Here is a 16,283-nt window from a genome sequence, read left to right as displayed (position 1 = left end):
GATGGGTGGTCCACTCGTTCAGGTCGCGGACGTCCCGGACGGCGCGATCCTGCTCGACGCGCGGTGGTCCCCCCAGCCGCCGCCGGCGCTGGAGCGCTACCGGGCCGCGCACCTGCCCGGCGCCCGGTTCGTCGACCTCGACACCGACCTCGCCGCGCCGCCCGGCGCCGGTGGCCGGCACCCGCTGCCGTCCGCCGCGGCGTTCCAGGCCGCGATGCGCCGCCTCGGCGTCGGCGACGGCACCCCGGTCGTCGCCTACGACGACCGGGACGCCTCCGTCGCCGGCCGGCTGTGGTGGATGCTGCGCCACTGGGGGCACCGCGACGTGCGGGTCCTCGACGGCGGCATCGCCGCCTGGATCCGGGCCGGACGGCCGACCGAGTCCGGCGACCCGGTGCCGGTGCCGCCCGGCGACTTCACCGCCGGCGAGCCCCGCAACGACCTGCTCACCGCCGAGGAGGTGCCGGCGTTCGTCAAGGGCGGGGTCCTGCTCGACGCCCGGCTCGGCCCCCGTTTCCGCGGCGAGGCCGAGCCCCTCGACCCGGTCGCCGGCCACATCCCGGGCGCGGTGTCGGCGCCCACGTTCGACAACAGCGACGCCGACGGGCTGTTCCTGCCGCCGGAGCGGCTCCGGGAGCGGTTCCTCGCCCTCGGGGTGAGCGACGACCGGCCGGTGGCCGCCTACTGCGGCTCGGGGGTGACCGCCGCGCACGAGGTCATCGCCCTGGAACTGGCCGGTTTCACGCCGCGGCTGTACGCGGGATCCTGGAGCGACTGGATCACCGACCCCGACCGCCCGGTGGCGACCGGCCCCTGACGGCGGCGGGTCAGGAGTCGAAGCCGAGGCCGAGCCGGTCCAGGGTGCGCAGCCACAGGTTGCGGCGGCCCTCGTGGCGGTCGGCGCGGGCGATCGACCACCGGGTCAGCTGGATGACGCCGGAGCGCACCGGCTCCGGCGGGAAGGGCACCGGCTTGGACCGCACCATCCGCAGACTGGTCAGCGGGGTCGGCTCGCCGCCGAGCAGGTCCAGCATGACCTGCGCGCCGAAGCGGGTGGCGCCGACGCCGAGGCCGGTGAAGCCGGCCGCGTAGGCCAGCCGCCCGCCGTGCCCGGTGCCGAAGAACGCGCAGAAGCGGGAGCAGGTGTCCACCACCCCGCCCCACGCGTGGGTGAACCGCACCCCGGCCAGCTGCGGGAACGTCTCGAAGAAGTGCGCGGCGAGCCTGTCCGACGTGGCGGGTCGCTGGTCGTACGCGAGGCGGATGGCACCACCGTTGTAGTAGACCGCGTCGTAGCCGCCCCACAGGATGCGGTCGTCGTCGGTGCGCCGGTAGTAGTGGAACTGGTTGGCGCTGTCCCCGATGCCCTGCCGCCGGGCCCACCCGATCGACGCGAGCTGCTCCGCGCTGAGCGGCTCGGTCATCAACGCGTAGTCGTACACGGGGATGATGAACGGCCGGACCCGCCGCAGCGGCGACGGGAACGCCCCGGTGCCCAGCGCCACCTTGCCCGCGGTCACCGTGCCGTGCGGGGTGCGCAGCCGCAGCCCGCCGCCGGCGCGGTCGATCCCGGTGACCCGGGTGCCCTCGTGGAAGCGCACCCCGAGCGCCGCGCACGCCTCGGCGAGCCCCCACGCCAGGCGCACCGGGTCGAGCATCGCGGTGCCGTCGCGGTCCCAGACGCCGGCCTCGTACGTCGCGGCGTGCACCTCGGCGCGGATCGCGTCCCGGTCGAGGAACTCGACCCGCCGCCCCAGCCGCCGGGCGGTGGCGATCCCCTCGCGCAGCCCGTCGACCTGCCACGGCGCGGTGGCCACCGACAGCTCGCCGGTGCGTTCGAAGCCGCAGTCGATCCGGTGCCGCCGCAGCGTCGCCTCGATGCCGTCCAGGTTGGCCCGGCCGAGCTCCTCCAGGGTGCCGATCTCATCGGGGAACCGCTCGACGCCGTTGGGCAGCCCGTGGGTGAGGCTGGCTGCGCAGAAGCCACCGTTGCGCCCGGTGGCCGCCCAGCCGATCCGCCGGCCCTCCAGCACGACCACGTCGAGGCCGGGGTCGCGCTCCTTGGCCAGCAGCGCCGTCCACAGCCCGCTGAACCCGCCGCCGACCACCGCCAGGTCCGCGGTGACCGCGCCGCGCAGCGGCGGGTGCGGCTCGGGACGCTCCCGGTCCAGCCAGAACGGGGTGCTCACGGCGTCGCGCAACGCGGGATGGCTCATCGCCGCACTCTACGGTCACACCCCAGCCCGCGGGCGTCGATACACTGTGCCGGTGGCCGCGGACGACCTGCTGTTCGTCGTGCTCGACGGTGCCGGCGGCTGTCTCGTCGCACTCGACGAGCCGCCCCTGGCCGGGCCCGTGTCCCGCACCGGCCGCGACGGCGTCATCCACCTGGTCCCCGCCGGCCGCGCGGTGCTGCGCCCCGACCCGCCCGGTAACAACGGCCTGCGGCTGCTGACCGGCGCCGGGACCGTCGCGGGCGCGACCGTGGCGCTGTCGGCGCTGCTCACCCCCGTCGTCGGCGCTCCCATCGGCGCGGCCGGGCTGGCGCTGTGCGGCGCCGGGTACCGCAACGGCCGCTCGGCGCTCGGCCGGCGCTGGCACGACCGGCACCGGGCGCTGCGCCCCGCCGAGGCGGAGGTGTTCGCCGGGGCGTTCAGCGCCGCGCAGACCGTCCTCATGCTGTGGCCGAGGCTGCGGGACCTGGTCCAGGTGGCCACGCCGCGCCGGGAACTGGCCGGGTCCCTGTGGACCCTCGCCGGGCTGCTGCACGACCGGGCCGGCCTGAGTGAACAGCTCGCGTCGCTGGACCGGGCCGCGGCCCGGCTGCCGTCCGGTCCCGCGGCGGCGCCGCTGCGCGAGGGGCTGGCGCAGCGGCGGGCGCTGGTGCGCGCGTCGCTGGACGACCTCGCCGGCGCGGTCGAGGCCCGGGTGGCGGCCCTGGAGACCCTGGCCGGGGAGTGCGTCGACCTGGTCCGCGACGAGCGGGCCGTGCTCGCCGCGCTCGCGGCCATCGCGCGGGCGGACCGGTCGCTGGGCCGGGTCGTGCCGGCGTCGGTCGCCGCGCCCGACGAGACCGGCGAGCTGGCGGCGCAGACCAGGGCGATCGTCGCGGCGTACCGGGAGCTGACCGGCCTCACCCGGCAGGCCACTGCCGGCGGGTGACCCGCCCGTCCACCGTGGACACCCTGTCCGCACAGTGCGGGGCGGCCTTTCGGCGGTGGCGCCGGCGATCACCCGTCGCCTAGCGTTCACGCTGTGTCGCCCGACGATGACTCGCCGCCGCCTGCACCCGCTCCGGCATCCGCGCCGCCCACGCCGGAACCACCCACACCCACGCCTCCCTCCCCCGAGCCACCCGCACCACCTTCGCCCGCACCACCTTCGCCCGCACCACCTTCGCCCGCACCACCGGCACCGGCACCGCCCGCGCCGCCTGAGCCCGGGCCGGCGCCGGCGGGCGGCGGGACGAACCGCGTCGCCCGGGTGACGGCGATCGCCACCCTCGTCACCGTCGTGCTCGGCGGGCCCGCCGCGTGTGTCCAGGTCCTCGGCGTCAATGTCGCGCAGGTCGTCGGCTGGATCGGCGGGATCGGCGGGACGCGGACGTCGCCGTCGGCCACAGCACAGCCGGCGACCGCCGGCCCGCCCACCACCGACCCGGGCACCGCCACGCCGTCGCCGAGCCCGTCAGTGACGCCGTCGCCGACCGTCACCCCGTCCGGCACCGTCGCACCGCCACCGCCACCGCCCGGCACGAGCCCGCCGACGGTCGCCTTCACATTCGACGCCCGCTCCTCCGTCGACCAGTGCGACACCCTGACCGGCCGCGGCGACGCGCCGAAGACGGGACGGGTGCTCATCTTCGTGCGGTACCAGCGCGACACCGTCTGGTTCTACGAGCAGCCCGTCGTCTTCGGCCCCGACCACACCTGGACCAGCTCGCGGGTGGTGACCGGCGGCGATGAGGACGGCGGCACCCAGTTCGTGTACGCCGCGGTCGCCGTGTCGGACAAGACCGCCGACACCCTGTCGAAGATCACCGGCTCGCCGTACCCCGCGCCGTCGCTGCCGGGCACGATCATCAAGCAGAGCGACCCGATCACCCGTACACGCGACAAGGGCATCTGCTAAACGAGCGCCGGCGCGGGGCGGGTGCGGCGGGCCCAGGCGACGACCGGTGGGACGAGGGCGCCGAGGACCGCGAACACGGCGCCGAGCAGCAGCCAGCCCGGCGCGCCCCAGCCCACGGCGAGGCTGGTCACCATGAAGGGCGCGAGCATCTGGCCCAGCTGCATGCCCATCGCATAGGCGCCCTGGTACTGGCCGTGCGCGTCGGCCGGGGCGAGGCCGAACGAGATGCCCCACCCGGCCGCCGAGTGCCACAGCTCGCCGGTGACGTGCGCGAGCGAGCCGAGCACCAGCAGGGCGACGGTCACCGGCATGCTGGCCTGCCCGCTGAGGGCGAACAGCGCGCACCCGGCCAGCAGCGCCAGCCCGGCGCGCCGGGAGGCCCGGGCGGCGCCGGACAGCGACTCGGTGCCGCGGGCGGCCCGGACCTGGAAGAGCACCACCGCGGTCGTGTTGACCAGGAACACGACCGCGATCAGCCAGCGCGGCGCGTCGGTGCGGTGCGCGATCCACAGCGGCAGCGCCACCTCGAACAGCCCGAAGTGCGTCGCCATCAGGCCGGCGAGCACCACGAAGGCCAGGAACGGCCGGTCCCGCAGCGCGACCAGCCGCGGGCCGTCGGCGCGGGCGGGCGCGGCCGGCACCGGCGCCAGCCCGCGCAGCACCAGCGCCGCCGTCGCGTAGGTGGCCGCGTCGAGCAGGATCAGGGCGAGGTACGCCTGCCGCGTGTCGACGGCGAGGCCGACGCCGGCGACGGCGGCCCCGGCGGCGATCCCGACGTTGGTGACGGAGCGCAGGTACGCCCGGGTGTGCACGCGCCGGTCTGCGGGTATCGCGCCGGCGATGACGGCGCCCTTGGCGGCCCGCTGCGCCGCGTCGGCGACGGCCATCGGCGCCCCGACGAGCAGGTAGGTCCAGAACCCGTCGACGGTGACGAGCGCGACCGACCCGGCGGCGAGGGCGAGCAGCCCGGCGAGCAGGACCCCGCGTGGGCCGCGCCGGTCCGCGACGTACCCCATGGGCGCGCTCGACACCAGGCACACCAGCGCGGTGACGGTGAGCGCCAGGCCGGCCTCCCGCACGCTCAGCCCGACCGAGCGGGTGAGGAACAGCGCGATCGACGTCATCGACACGCCGTTGCCGAACGTGTTGATGAGCGTGGCGCCGGCGAGCAGGCGGAGCGGTCCTGGTTCGGGGAGCATGCCCGCCATTAAACAATACGTACGTACGGTTTGCTGCCCCGCTCAGGCGGCGGCGGTCGTCCGCTGTGACAGGTCGGCGCGGATGCGGCCCAGGGTGGCGGCCATCGCGTGCGGCATCTTCCGGTCCCGGCCGGTGATCCGCTCGAAGGCCATGATGCCGCGCCCGGCGCTGAGCGCCATCGTCTGCACCAGCCGCGTGCCGCCGGGGACCTCGGTCAGCGCGAAGCGCCACGTGGTGCTGTCGGGGTACCGGCCGCGCCGCAGCGTGCGGAAGGCGAACTCCACGCCGGGTTCGGCCGCGATCACGACGCACTCCCGGGTCCAGCGGGCGATGCCGCTGCGGCTCGAGCCGCGGAACCGGGCGCCGGGCACGGCCGCGGTCGCGGCGTCGTCCCACTCGCAGCGGTAGCACTCCGGGCTCCACCGGCCCATCCGCGTGACGTCGGCGACGGCGTCGTACACGTCGCCGGGCGGGGCGGGGATGACCACCTCGGCCCGGGCGCTCAGCGCGACGACCGGCTCGGCCGGGGCGAGGTCGGCGTAGGCGCCCTGCACCCGCCGGGCGTACCGGCCGCGGGTGGTCGCGTGGATCAGCCGCAGCGGCAGCCCGCCGGTGCGCAGCACCCGCTCGGCGAGGACGGCGTCGGCGGCCATCACCCAGGGCAGGACGAACCCCATCCTGATCGGCAGCGCCTTGCGCATCGCCTTCTCCATCGCGGCGTGCCGCCGCGGGCTGATGTGCTCCGCCACGATCGGCACCACCACGGCCTCCTCCTCGGCGAGGTGCTCCACCATGAGGTCACGCAGCTGCACGGCCGCCTCGGCGAGCCGGCCGGCCGGGGCGCCGGCGACGCCGCCGGTGGCGAGCTGCTGCAGGGCGGTCCTGATCCGGTCCATCAGCGGGTCGAGCTCGCCGTGGTCGCCGCTGAGCGCCTCCAGCTCGGCGGTCGGGCCGACCGCCTCCCGCAGCATCGGCCACAGGAAGCCGTCCTCGCCGGTGTGGTGGTGATGGATCGTGTCGATCACGTCGGCGACGTGGTCGCGCAGCGCGGCGAGCTGGCGCGGGCCCGGCCGGCGCCGGCCGGCGGCCAGGCTCACCGCGAACTCGGCGAGCCGGTCGAGCTCGACCCGGATCGCGGCGTGCATCAACAGGTATGCGGACTGGTCTGTCATCGTGTTCGCTCCTCGGTTATATTCGGTACAGCCACACTGTATTCGAGCCAGCATGCATGGAGTCAATATCGTGGACACGACACAGAGCCGCACGTACCGCTCGCCCCGGCGCCAGGCGCAGGCCGAGGCGACCCGGGCCGCGATCGTGCGCGCCGCGGCCCGGCTGTTCGCCGACCGCGGCTATGCCGGCACCACGATGCAGTCCATCGCGGACGAGGCCGGAGTGGCCGTCGAGTCGGTGTACAAGGCCGGATCCAAGGCCCAGCTGCTGCGCCGCGCCCACGACGAGGCGGTCGCCGGCGACGACCGGCCCGTCCCGCTCATGGAGCGCGACGAGCTGCGCGCCGCCTTCGCCGTGGACGACCAGCGCGCGCTGATCCGCACGTTCACCCGCGCCGTCGCCGACCGGGCCCGCACACTGACCCCGATCAGCAGCGCATTCATGCAGGCGGCCGGCACCGACCCGGCGATCAGCGCCACCTGGGCGGAGCTGGAGACGCAGCGCCGCCACGACATGGACCGGCTCGTCCAGGCCGTCGCGGCCCGCGGCCCGCTGCGCGAGGGCCTGACCGCCGAGCGCGGCGCGACGCTGATCTGGACGGTGCTCAACCACCAGGCGGGCTGGCTCGTCACCCACGATCTCGGCTGGAGCGACGAGGAGGTCGCCGACTGGATGGCCGAGATCATCACCTGCCTGCTACTGCCGTCGGCCTGACCCCGCCGGCGCCGGCGCGGTCAGCAGCGCGCCGAAGTCGGGGGCCGGCACCGGCCGGGAGAAGTGGAAGCCCTGCCCGACCGGGCAGCCGAGCCGGTGCAGCTCCCGCGCCTGCTCGGGGTGCTCGACGCCCTCGGCGACCACGCCCAGGCCCAGCGCGGCCGCCAGATCCAGGATCGCCCGGGCCAGCGCGGAGCGCTCCGCGCCCTCGGCGACCCCGTCGACGAACGGCTTCGGGATCTTCAGGACGTCGATCGGGAAGTCGTGCAGCCGCGACAGCGACGAGTAGCCGGTGCCGAAGTCGTCGACGGCGAGCTGCACGCCGAGGGCCTTGAGCTCGCCGAGCCGGTGCTGGGCGACCTCCGCGTCCTCGCGCAGCAGCGACTCGGTGATCTCCAGGGTGAGCAGGTGCGGCGGCAGGCCGGAGCGGGCCAGGGTCTGCTGCACGTACAGCAGGACCGCCGGGTCCTGGACCTGCCGCGGCGACAGGTTCACGCTGATCTTCAACCCCGGGCAGAGGGCGGCCCACTCCGCGGCCTGACGGCACGCCGCCTCCAGCACCGCGTATCCGAGCGGCAGGATCAGGCCGCTCTCCTCCGCGATGGGGATGAACCGGTCCGGCGGGATGAACCCTTTCGTCGGGTGCGGCCAGCGTACGAGCGCCTCCGCGCCCACGACCGTCCCGTCGGACAGGTCGACGAACGGCTGGTAGTACACGAGCAGCTCCTGCCGCTCGACGGCGCCGCGCAACTCGTCGGCGAGGTCGAGCTTCTCCAGCAGGCCCGCGTGCATGCTCGGGGCGAAGTAGGCGTACCGGTTGCGCCCCTGCCGCTTCGCCATGTGCATCGCGACGTCGGCGTCGTCGACGACCCGGCCCGCGGTCTCGGTGATGACGTACTGGCCGTTGACGTGCCGCAGCCGGCACTCCAGCGGCACGATCCGGCCGGTCTGCACGGCCACCGCCCCGGCATCGCTGAACAGCACCATGGCGCGGTCCCGGTCGTCGGGGTGCACCAGGTCGAGCAGGGACGTGCCGATCAGCGCCTCCGGCCGGTACCCGAGCAGGGAGGTCACCGACGGCGTCACGTACTGCAGGCGCGCGTCCCGCCCGCAGATCGACAGCACGTCGGTGACCTGCTCGGTCAGGCGCTGGAAACGGCCCTCGGCCCGCTGCCGCTGCACCTCCCGCAGGACCGCCATCAGATCCGCCATACGGATCAGGATCAGGACGAACAGGACACCCGACGCGGCAAGGTACACCGCGAGCTCGCCACGCTGCGTCGACTCGACCGTGATGACCGCCGGGATGAGCAGCGCCGCAACGGCGAGCAGCACCGCGAACCGCCCGCTGCTCAGCCGCGCCGGGCCGGCCGGCACCGGCAGCGAGAGCCGGCGCATGTCCGGGTGCAGCGCGGCGCAGCCGACCCCGGTGTAGAACAGGATCCAGCCGACGTCGACCCAGCTGCCGGCCCGGAAATGCCCGTGCAGCGACTGCCACGTGTAGATCCCGTCGGCGGCCAGCAGCGCGAGCAGGCTCGCCAGCAGCAGCCGGAACGAGGTGCTGCGCGCCGTCCGGCCACTGCCGAGCCGGGCCAGCACGGCCAGCACCAGCACGTCGCCCAGCGGGTAGGCGACCGCGGTGAGCCGGTCGAGCACGGAGCCGCCTGCCCCACCGGCGCCGTCGAGGTACGGCCGGATCAGGAACACCCAGGTCAGCAGGGCCACCCCGACGGTGATGATCGACGCGTCGAGCAGCGCCGCCCGGTCGCCGCCGGGACTCTGCCGGCGCACCAGGATCGTCAGGCCCGCCGCGAGCAGCGGGTACATCGCCAGGTAGAACACGTCGGCCAGGGACTGCCCCACCGGCTGCTCGTTGTGCACCAGCTGCGGCCAGTAGAACAGCGCCTCCCCGGCGGTGTACGACATCAGGCCCGCGGCCGTCAGCACCCACGGCAGCGGCCCCGCCGGACGGTGCCGGGCCACGCCGACCGCGACCGCGACCACCGTCGAGAACGCGATCGCGGTCCACAGGACCGTCCGCAACGGCGAATCGGGCGTGACGTAGTACCCCGCACTGAGCGCCACAGCGACGCAGACATACGCCCGGACCGGCACGGACACCCCCTCTTCCACAGCTCAGATCGGCTGGATGGGGGCCGGGTTTACGAAGTCGCACCAACCCGGCAACCCGAGGTGCCGCGCGGGCCGTCCCACTGGGGTGAATACGAGCTGCGCACCGAGATCCACGTCGACGGGGTGGCCGGCACGCTGGTCGTGACGCTCAAGCGATCGCCGCCGACCCCCGGCTGACGCTGTACCCGTGACCGGGCTCGGGTCGTTCCGCGACGGGCGTCAGATGGTGGACGGCTAAAGTCTGAGTACGGTCCGGTGAAAACGCGCTGCGCGCATCAATGGAGAGCGACGAGATGAGACCACTTCGATACTCGATCAACGTCGCACTCGATGGCTGCTGCCATCACGAGGCAGGGCTGCCCCCCGACGAGGAGTCGATGCGCTACTGGACCGCTGAGATGGAACGAGCCGATGCCCTGCTGTTCGGCCGGGTGACCTACGAGATGATGGAGTCGGCGTGGCGGCAGCCGGCCACGGGCACGTGGCCCGACTGGATGGGTGAGTGGCAGATTCCGTTCGCCGAGACCATCGACCGGACGAAGAAGTACGTCGTGTCGAGCACGCTGAGCGGGGTCGATTGGAATGCCGAGCTGGTGCGAGGCGACTTGGGGCAAGCGGTTCAGCGGCTCAAGCAGGAGCCAGGCGAGGGCCTGTTCGTGGGTGGCGTGACGCTCCCCCTGGCGTTGGCAGATCTGGGACTGATCGACGAGTACGCGTTCCTTGTGCAGCCGGTCCTTGCCGGACACGGGCCGACGTTGCTCGCCGGTCTGCGCGAGCGCATCCAGCTCGAGCTCGTGGATCGCCAGGAGTTCCGGTCGGGGGCGGTCGCCCTGCGATACCGGCCCACCCGAGTAACGGCCTGACGTGATTCGTCCTGGCACGTTGGCCGCTGCCTCGCGACGGAACGACGGTTCTCTCGCCCTGGCCGGCTCGGCGCCGCCACTGACCCTCGACCAGGTCACCGCGATTTCCGCCGCCCCCCGGCTCACGTTGTATCCCTGACCGGACACCGACGGCGCTCACTTGGGTCGTCCCGCGCCGGGCGTCAGGTCTTCCTGCGCCGGGCGTCAGGTCTTCCTGCGCCGGGCGTCAGGTCTTCCTGCGCCGGGCGTCAGATGGTGAAGCCGCCGTCGACGTTGACGGTGGCGCCGGTGATGTACCTGGCGTCCGGCCCGGCGAGGAACGCGACCGCCCGCCCGTCTGGCGGCGATCGGACGTGGCACTGGCGACCCGCACCGGCGCCCGGCAGACTCGCCGCATGACGGTGCGGCTGGTCGCCTTCGACCTCGACGGCACCCTCACCCGCGGCCCGACGTGCCTGGAGGCGACCGCCGCCCGGCACGGGTTCGCCGAGCAGATGGCGGTCTGGGAACAGGCCCGCGGCGAGGCCGCCATCATCGAGGTCCGCGCCGCGGTGTGGGCGCTGCTGCGCGACTGGCCACCGGAGCGGCTCGCCGCACCCCTCGCAGGCATACCCCTCGCCCCAGGCGCCGCCGAGGGCATCACCGCACTGCGCGACGCGGGCCTGGACGTGGTCATCGTGTCCCTCGCGTTCGCCCAGCACGCGGCGTACTTCGCCGCGCAGCTCGGCGTCGCCACGGTCATCGCCACCGACGTCCTCACCGGCGGCGGCTTCCGTCACGTGTTCCCGTCCACGAAGCCGACGCTGCTGGCCGCGTACGCCGCCGAGCACGGCTGGACCCTCGAACAGGTGGCTGCGGTCGGCGACAGCCACGGCGACGTCCCGATGCTGCGCGCCTGCGGCACGTCGGTGTTCGTCGGCCCCGCCCTGCCCGACGACCTCACCCCGACGCTGCACCTGCCGGCCGCCCCGATCGACGAGGTCGCCCGCCGTATCCTCGCCACCATGTGACCCGCCCTCCCGTCGGGGAGGGATGGCCGCTCCCTGCGGGGAGGATGGCCTCGAACCGCCGACCTCCCGAGAGAGGTCAGGCGGCCAGGGCGGCCAGGTGGAGGCGGCGTTCGACGCGGGCGCCGGTGGCGAGGATGTCCGGGGCGCGCAGGTGGTGCACGCGGGCGTTGTCGGAGGTGGCTCCGTGGCGGGTCAGCATCTCGGCCATGCGGGTGTGGACGTCGACGCGGGTGCCGTCGGGGCCGACGGTCTGGTCGGCGTAGGTGAGCGCGTCGGCGACCGGGGACTGTTCGCGGGGGAACTCGGCCAGCTCGTGGTGCAGGCCGCGGACCTGCGCGACGTAGCAGGCGCCGGAGTGGTGGGCGACCAGGGCGCTGATGCGGGCGGTCCAGCCGGCGCGGCGCAGGAACCGGGCGCCGTCGAGGGGGTGGAAGCCGGTGTCGCGGACCGGTCCGGCGTAGCCGATGTCGTGCAGCCAGGCGGCGGTGACGGCCCGGTCACGGTCGGCGGGGTCCAGGCCGGCGCACAGCTCGGCGGCGCGGGCGGCCACGCCTGCGGTGTGCGCCCAGCGCTGCGGCAGGTCCGTGAGCAGGGCCTCGGCGAGGTCCCGGGCGGTGGCGACGTCGACCCGGGGCCGCACCATGGTGGTCATACGCACGACGGTAGAACCTGCCCGGCCCGGCGCCGACAGGCCGGAGACGGAGTTCATGTCGGCAACACCTGCTGTTCACCTTCGCCGCGAGGCCGACGCGAGCCCGGCGGGCTCCCGCCGGGCGCCCGCCACCAGCCCGCCGCGAGCCCGCCGCGAGCCCGCCACCAGCCCGCCGCGAGCCCGCCACCAGCCCGCCGCGAGCCCGCCACCAACCCGCCGCGAGCCCGCGATGGGCCCGGCGGGCGCCCGAGGTGCTATACACCGTCGAGGAGGCGACGGTGGCCATGCACATTCTCGCGATCGACCAAGGCACGTCGGGCACGAAGGCGATCGTCACCCGCGCCGGCGGGGCGGTACTCGCCATCGCCGAGGAGCCGCTGCGCCCCGCGTACCTGCCCGGTGGCGCCGTCGAGCAGGACCCCCTGGCGATGCTCGACTCCGTGCTCACCGCCGGGCGCCGGGCCGTCGCCGAGGCAGGGGTACCGCTCGCCGCGGTCGCCCTGGCCAATCAGGGCGAGACGGTCCTCGCGTGGGACCGGGCCACCGGCGCGCCGCTCACCCCGGCCATCGTGTGGCAGGACCGGCGGGCCGAGTCCGTCTGCGCCGAGCGGGCTGCGTCCGCCGGCCGGGTGGCGGCGCTGACAGGGCTGGTCCTCGACCCGTACTTCTCCGCGCCGAAGATGCGCTGGATCCGCGAGCGGCTCACCACCGACGGGGTCGTCACCACCACCGACACGTGGCTGGTGCACCGGCTGTGCGGCGCGTTCGTCACCGACGCGTCCACCGCGAGCCGGTCGCTGCTGCTGGACCTGGACTCCGGCCGGTGGCACGGCGAGCTGCTGGACGTGTTCGGTCTCGGCGGCGAGGCGCTGCCCGACGTCGTGGCCAGCGACGCGGTCGTCGGCACCACCGGGGCGTTCGGCGGTGACGTGCCGGTGACCGGCCTCATCGTCGATCAGCAGGCGGCGCTGCTGGCCGAGGCGTGCCTGACCGCGGGGACGGCGAAGTGCACGTACGGCACCGGCGCCTTCCTGCTCGCCCAGCTCGGCGGCGTCGCCGCGCGGTCCCGGTCGGGGCTGTCGACGTCCATCGCGTGGCGGCTGCGTGACCGTGTCGACCACTGCGTCGACGGGCAGGTGTACACGGCCGCGTCCGCGGTGCGCTGGCTCACCGACCTCGGGCTCGTCACCGGCGCCGACCAGCTCGACACGGTGGCGGCGGCGCAGAGCGACGGCGTGCTGTGCGTGCCCGCGCTCGCCGGGCTCGCCGCGCCGTGGTGGGACGCGGGCGCGACGGCGTCGTTCAGCGGGATGACGCTGAGCACGGGCCGCGGCCACCTCGTGCGGGCCGTCCTGGAGGGTGTCGCCGCGCAGGTCGCCGCGCTGGCCGGGCTCGTCGGCGACGACCTCGGCACGCCGCTGACCACGCTGCGGGTCGACGGGGGGCTGACCCGCTCGCGGGTGCTGATGCAGGCCCAGGCCGACCTGGCGCAGCTGCCGGTGGAGGTGTACCCGTCGCCGCACGCGACCCCGCTCGGCGCCGCCGCCTGCGCGGCGCTCGCCCTCGACCCGGCGCTCACCGCGGCGGAGGTCACCGGCGGGTGGCGGCCGGCGGCGACGTACGAGCCGCGCTGGTCACCGGAGCGGGCCGCCGAGCATCTCGGCCGCTGGCACACCGCCGCCGCCGCGACGCTGTCCCGGACCGTGTCGTGACGGCGCAGGACAGCTATGACGTCGCCGTCATCGGCGCCGGCATCGTCGGTGCCGCGACCGCCCGGCTGCTGGGCGGCACGTCGCTGTCGGTCGCGCTGCTGGAGGCCCGCGACGACGTCGGCGACGGCACCAGCAAGGCCAACACGGCGATCCTGCACACCGGGTTCGACGCGACGCCCGGCACCCTGGAGGCGCGGCTGGTCGCCCGCGGGTACACGCTGCTCGGCGACTACGCGGCGGCCACCGGCATCCCGGTCGAGCGGACCGGGGCGCTGCTGGTCGCCTGGACCGGCGAGCAGCAGCGGGCGCTGCCGGCACTGCGGGCGAAGGCGGAACGCAACGGGTACACGCACTGTGAGCTGGTCGACGCCGGTCAGGTGTACCAAAAGGTGCCCGCCCTCGGCGCCGGCGCGCTCGGCGGCCTGACGGTGCCCGGGGAGTCGATCACGTGCACGTGGACGACGAACCTGGCCCTGGCCGTCGACGCGGTCAACCGCGGCGTGACGCTGCTGCGCGGGCACCGGGTCACCGGCGCCGAGGTCGGGCCCGCCGTCACCCGCCTGCACACCACCGGCGGCGCCGTCACCGCCCGGTGGGTGATCAACGCGGCGGGCCTGCACGCCGACACCGTCGACCGGTTGTTCGGCTACGAACGGTTCCGCGTCACGCCGCGCCGCGGCGAGCTGTACGTGTTCGACAAGCTGGCCCGGCCGCTGGTGCCGTGCATCGTGCTGCCGGTGCCGTCGAAGGCCGGCAAGGGGGTCCTGGTCAGCCCGACCGTCTACGGCAACGTCATGCTCGGCCCGACCGCCGAGGAGCTGCCGGACCGCACCGCGACCGGCACGTCGGCGCAGGGCCTGGCGTTCCTGCTGGAGCGCGGCCGGGAGCTGATGCCGCGCCTGCTGGAGGAGGAGGTCACCGCCACCTACGCCGGGCTGCGCGCCGCGATCGACCGCGACGACTACCTGATCGACGTCGCCGCCGGCCACCGGTACGTGCTGGTCGGCGGTATCCGCTCCACGGGGCTGACCGCGGGGATGGCGATCGCCGAGCACGTCGCCAGGCTGCTGCGTGACGCGCTGGACCTGACCCCGCGCGGCGGCCTGCCGGACCCGCCCCGGATGCCGGACCTCGGCGAGGCCGCCGGCCGGCCGTTCCGCGACCCGGCCGCGATCGGCGCCGACCCCGAGTACGGGCACATCGTGTGCTTCTGCGAGCGGGTCACCCGTGGCGAGATCCGCGACGCGTACCGCTCCCCCATCCCGCCCGCCGACCTGGACGGGCTGCGCCGCCGTACCCGCGCGATGAACGGCCGCTGCCAGGGCTTCTACTGCGGAGCCCAGGTCGGCGAGCTGATGCGGACCCACGGCGGTGCCCGGTGAACGAGCACGTGCGGGTCGCGATCGTCGGCGGCGGGCCGGCCGGGCTCACCGCCGCCGCCGCGCTCGCCCGGCACCTCGGCGACGGCGTCCTGCTCATCGAGCGCGAGCAGGAGACCGGCGGCATCCCGCGGCACAGCGACCATCTCGGGTACGGCATCCGCGACCTGCACCGGTTCGTCTCCGGTCCCGGGTACGCCCGCCGCCTGACCGCCGCCGCCCGCGCCGCCGGAGCCCGTCTGGAGACCGGGGCGATGGTCACCGGCTGGGCCTGCGAACGGTCGCTCGAGGTCACCTCGCCCCGCGGGCGGCGGGTCGTCCACGCCGGCGCGGTCGTGCTCGCCACCGGCGCCCGCGAACGGCCCCGCCCGGCCCGGCACATCCCCGGCGACCGGCCCGACGGCGTGTACACCACCGGGCAGCTGCAGCAGCTCGTCCACCTGCACCACCGCGACGTGGGCCGCCGGGCGGTCGTCGTCGGCGCCGAGCTGGTCAGCTGGTCGGCGGTGCGCACGCTGCGCGCCGCCGGCTGCCGGCCGGTGCTGATGACGACCGCGGACGCGCACGCGACGCTGCGGCGGGCGGGGCGGGTCGCGTTCGGCGTGCCGGTGCTGACCGGCACCCGGGTCGCCGCCGTCAACGGTCACGGGCGGGTCACCTCCGTCGACCTCGAGGACCTGCGCACCGGGCGGCGGCACCGGGTGCCGTGCGACACGGTCGTGCTCACCGGCGACTGGATCCCCGAGCACGAGCTGGCCCGCACGGGCGGGCTCGACCTGGACGCCGGCACCCGCGGCCCGCGCGTCGACACGGCCCTGGCGACCAGCCGCCCAGGCGTGTTCGCGGCCGGCAACCTGCTGCATCCCGTGGACACCGCGGACGCCGCCGCCCTCGACGGCCGGCACGTCGCCGGCGCGGTCCTCGCGTACCTCGCCGGCGGGGCGGCCGGTGGGGCGGACGGCGGGGCGGGCGGGGTCGAGCTGCGGTGCGCGGCGCCGCTGCGCTGGATCGCGCCGCAGCTGATCCGGCCGGGCGGTCCGGCACCGGTGCGCGGGCGGCTGCAGCTGTGGTGCGCCACCTACCGCGCCTTCCCGCGCGTCGTCGCGGTGCAGGACGGCCGCCGCGTCGGCGCCGCCCGCCTGCCGTGGCCGGCCGCGCCGGGCCGGGTGTTCCGGGTGCCGTTCACGCTCGTGGCGGGCGCCGACCCGGCGGGCGGCCCGGTGACCGTGACGCTGGACCGGTAGCCGCGGCCGGCTCAGGCCCCGGGCGCGGGGAGCCGGCCGGGTGCGGTCGGGGGTGTCGCCGCGGCCGAGGGT

14 protein-coding genes are annotated in these 16,283 nt (G+C 75.4%); 9 read left to right on the top strand and 5 right to left on the bottom strand.

Going from position 1 to position 16,283, the window contains the following annotated elements; genetic code table 11:
- Position 1: 1 nt before the first annotated feature.
- Positions 2-817, top strand: a complete 816-nt coding sequence (locus AB0H83_RS12735) for a sulfurtransferase (protein ID WP_360091449.1) — start codon at positions 2-4, stop codon at positions 815-817.
- A gap of 10 nt (positions 818-827) precedes the next feature.
- On the opposite strand, the gene AB0H83_RS12730 is transcribed toward AB0H83_RS12735, so the two are convergent.
- The gene (locus AB0H83_RS12730) at positions 828-2,216 is read right to left on the bottom strand and encodes an FAD-dependent oxidoreductase (protein ID WP_360091447.1); all 1,389 of its coding nucleotides are present in this window, start codon (positions 2,214-2,216) and stop codon (positions 828-830) included.
- Positions 2,217-2,268: 52 nt separating this feature from the next.
- On the opposite strand from AB0H83_RS12730, the gene AB0H83_RS12725 reads away from it, so the two are divergent.
- Both AB0H83_RS12725 and AB0H83_RS12720 read left to right on the top strand, forming a co-directional pair.
- Positions 2,269-3,162: a hypothetical protein gene (locus tag AB0H83_RS12725; protein ID WP_360091445.1), complete on the top strand. Its 894-nt coding sequence runs from the start codon at positions 2,269-2,271 to the stop codon at positions 3,160-3,162.
- A gap of 321 nt (positions 3,163-3,483) precedes the next feature.
- On the top strand, positions 3,484-4,131 hold the full coding sequence (locus tag AB0H83_RS12720; RefSeq protein ID WP_360091442.1) for a hypothetical protein: 648 nt from the start codon (positions 3,484-3,486) through the stop codon (positions 4,129-4,131).
- Here the strand turns inward: AB0H83_RS12720 and AB0H83_RS12715 are convergent.
- Positions 4,128-5,330, bottom strand: coding sequence for an MFS transporter (locus tag AB0H83_RS12715; protein WP_360091439.1), 1,203 nt, complete (start codon positions 5,328-5,330; stop codon positions 4,128-4,130). The genes AB0H83_RS12720 and AB0H83_RS12715 overlap by 4 nt on opposite strands.
- 42 nt (positions 5,331-5,372) lie before the next feature.
- Complete coding sequence (locus tag AB0H83_RS12710; RefSeq protein WP_360091436.1) at positions 5,373-6,503, bottom strand: hemerythrin domain-containing protein; 1,131 nt, start codon at positions 6,501-6,503, stop codon at positions 5,373-5,375.
- Between the two features lie 70 nt (positions 6,504-6,573).
- Here AB0H83_RS12710 and AB0H83_RS12705 point away from each other — a divergent pair, with 70 nt between their 5' ends.
- On the top strand, positions 6,574-7,218 hold the full coding sequence (locus tag AB0H83_RS12705) for a helix-turn-helix domain-containing protein (RefSeq protein WP_360091433.1): 645 nt from the start codon (positions 6,574-6,576) through the stop codon (positions 7,216-7,218).
- Here the strand turns inward: AB0H83_RS12705 and AB0H83_RS12700 are convergent.
- Complete coding sequence (locus AB0H83_RS12700; RefSeq protein WP_360091430.1) at positions 7,201-9,339, bottom strand: EAL domain-containing protein; 2,139 nt, start codon at positions 9,337-9,339, stop codon at positions 7,201-7,203. The two genes, AB0H83_RS12705 and AB0H83_RS12700, sit on opposite strands and share 18 nt — an antisense overlap.
- A 290-nt stretch (positions 9,340-9,629) precedes the next feature.
- On the opposite strand from AB0H83_RS12700, the gene AB0H83_RS12695 reads away from it, so the two are divergent.
- Together AB0H83_RS12695 and AB0H83_RS12690 are read left to right on the top strand one after the other, a co-directional pair.
- Positions 9,630-10,214 carry a dihydrofolate reductase family protein gene (locus tag AB0H83_RS12695; protein WP_360091427.1) on the top strand — a complete coding sequence of 195 codons (585 nt, stop codon included), beginning with the start codon at positions 9,630-9,632 and terminating at the stop codon, positions 10,212-10,214.
- Positions 10,215-10,609: 395 nt separating this feature from the next.
- Positions 10,610-11,224: an HAD-IB family phosphatase gene (locus tag AB0H83_RS12690; RefSeq protein ID WP_360091424.1), complete on the top strand. Its 615-nt coding sequence runs from the start codon at positions 10,610-10,612 to the stop codon at positions 11,222-11,224.
- 76 nt (positions 11,225-11,300) lie between these two features.
- Here AB0H83_RS12690 and AB0H83_RS12685 read toward each other — a convergent pair whose 3' ends face one another.
- Complete coding sequence (locus AB0H83_RS12685) at positions 11,301-11,876, bottom strand: HD domain-containing protein (RefSeq protein ID WP_360091421.1); 576 nt, start codon at positions 11,874-11,876, stop codon at positions 11,301-11,303.
- A 284-nt stretch (positions 11,877-12,160) separates the two neighbouring features.
- On the opposite strand from AB0H83_RS12685, the gene AB0H83_RS12680 reads away from it, so the two are divergent.
- Genes AB0H83_RS12680 through AB0H83_RS12670 form a run of 3 tightly spaced genes read left to right on the top strand, consistent with a single transcriptional unit; the run spans position 12,161 to position 16,211 of the window.
- Positions 12,161-13,588: an FGGY family carbohydrate kinase gene (locus AB0H83_RS12680; protein ID WP_360091696.1), complete on the top strand. Its 1,428-nt coding sequence runs from the start codon at positions 12,161-12,163 to the stop codon at positions 13,586-13,588.
- Positions 13,585-14,970, top strand: a complete 1,386-nt coding sequence (locus tag AB0H83_RS12675; RefSeq protein ID WP_360091418.1) for an NAD(P)/FAD-dependent oxidoreductase — start codon at positions 13,585-13,587, stop codon at positions 14,968-14,970. Before AB0H83_RS12680 ends, AB0H83_RS12675 begins: the two co-directional genes overlap by 4 nt.
- A complete protein-coding gene (locus AB0H83_RS12670; protein ID WP_360091415.1) occupies positions 14,967-16,211 on the top strand; it encodes an FAD-dependent oxidoreductase in 1,245 nt (414 codons plus the stop codon). Before AB0H83_RS12675 ends, AB0H83_RS12670 begins: the two co-directional genes overlap by 4 nt.
- Positions 16,212-16,283 lie beyond the last annotated feature (72 nt).

Origin of the sequence: Dactylosporangium sp. NPDC050688 (genome assembly GCF_040654515.1) — a bacterium.
GTDB lineage: Bacteria > Actinomycetota > Actinomycetes > Mycobacteriales > Micromonosporaceae > Dactylosporangium.
The sequence above is the reverse complement of the archived record's forward strand: the minus strand, read 5'-3'. Positions and strand labels throughout refer to the sequence as shown.

What these genes read in the sequence shown, in the direction of transcription:
- AB0H83_RS12680 (WP_360091696.1), top strand. Translation starts at nt 12,161, where the DNA reads ATGCACATTCTCGCGATCGACCAAGGCACGTCGGGCACGAAGGCGATC.
- AB0H83_RS12685 (WP_360091421.1), bottom strand. Translation starts at nt 11,876, where the DNA reads ATGACCACCATGGTGCGGCCCCGGGTCGACGTCGCCACCGCCCGGGAC.
- AB0H83_RS12710 (WP_360091436.1), bottom strand. Translation starts at nt 6,503, where the DNA reads ATGACAGACCAGTCCGCATACCTGTTGATGCACGCCGCGATCCGGGTC.
- AB0H83_RS12695 (WP_360091427.1), top strand. Translation starts at nt 9,630, where the DNA reads ATGGAGAGCGACGAGATGAGACCACTTCGATACTCGATCAACGTCGCA.
- AB0H83_RS12715 (WP_360091439.1), bottom strand. Translation starts at nt 5,330, where the DNA reads ATGCTCCCCGAACCAGGACCGCTCCGCCTGCTCGCCGGCGCCACGCTC.
- AB0H83_RS12690 (WP_360091424.1), top strand. Translation starts at nt 10,610, where the DNA reads ATGACGGTGCGGCTGGTCGCCTTCGACCTCGACGGCACCCTCACCCGC.
- AB0H83_RS12730 (WP_360091447.1), bottom strand. Translation starts at nt 2,216, where the DNA reads ATGAGCCATCCCGCGTTGCGCGACGCCGTGAGCACCCCGTTCTGGCTG.
- AB0H83_RS12735 (WP_360091449.1), top strand. Translation starts at nt 2, where the DNA reads ATGGGTGGTCCACTCGTTCAGGTCGCGGACGTCCCGGACGGCGCGATC.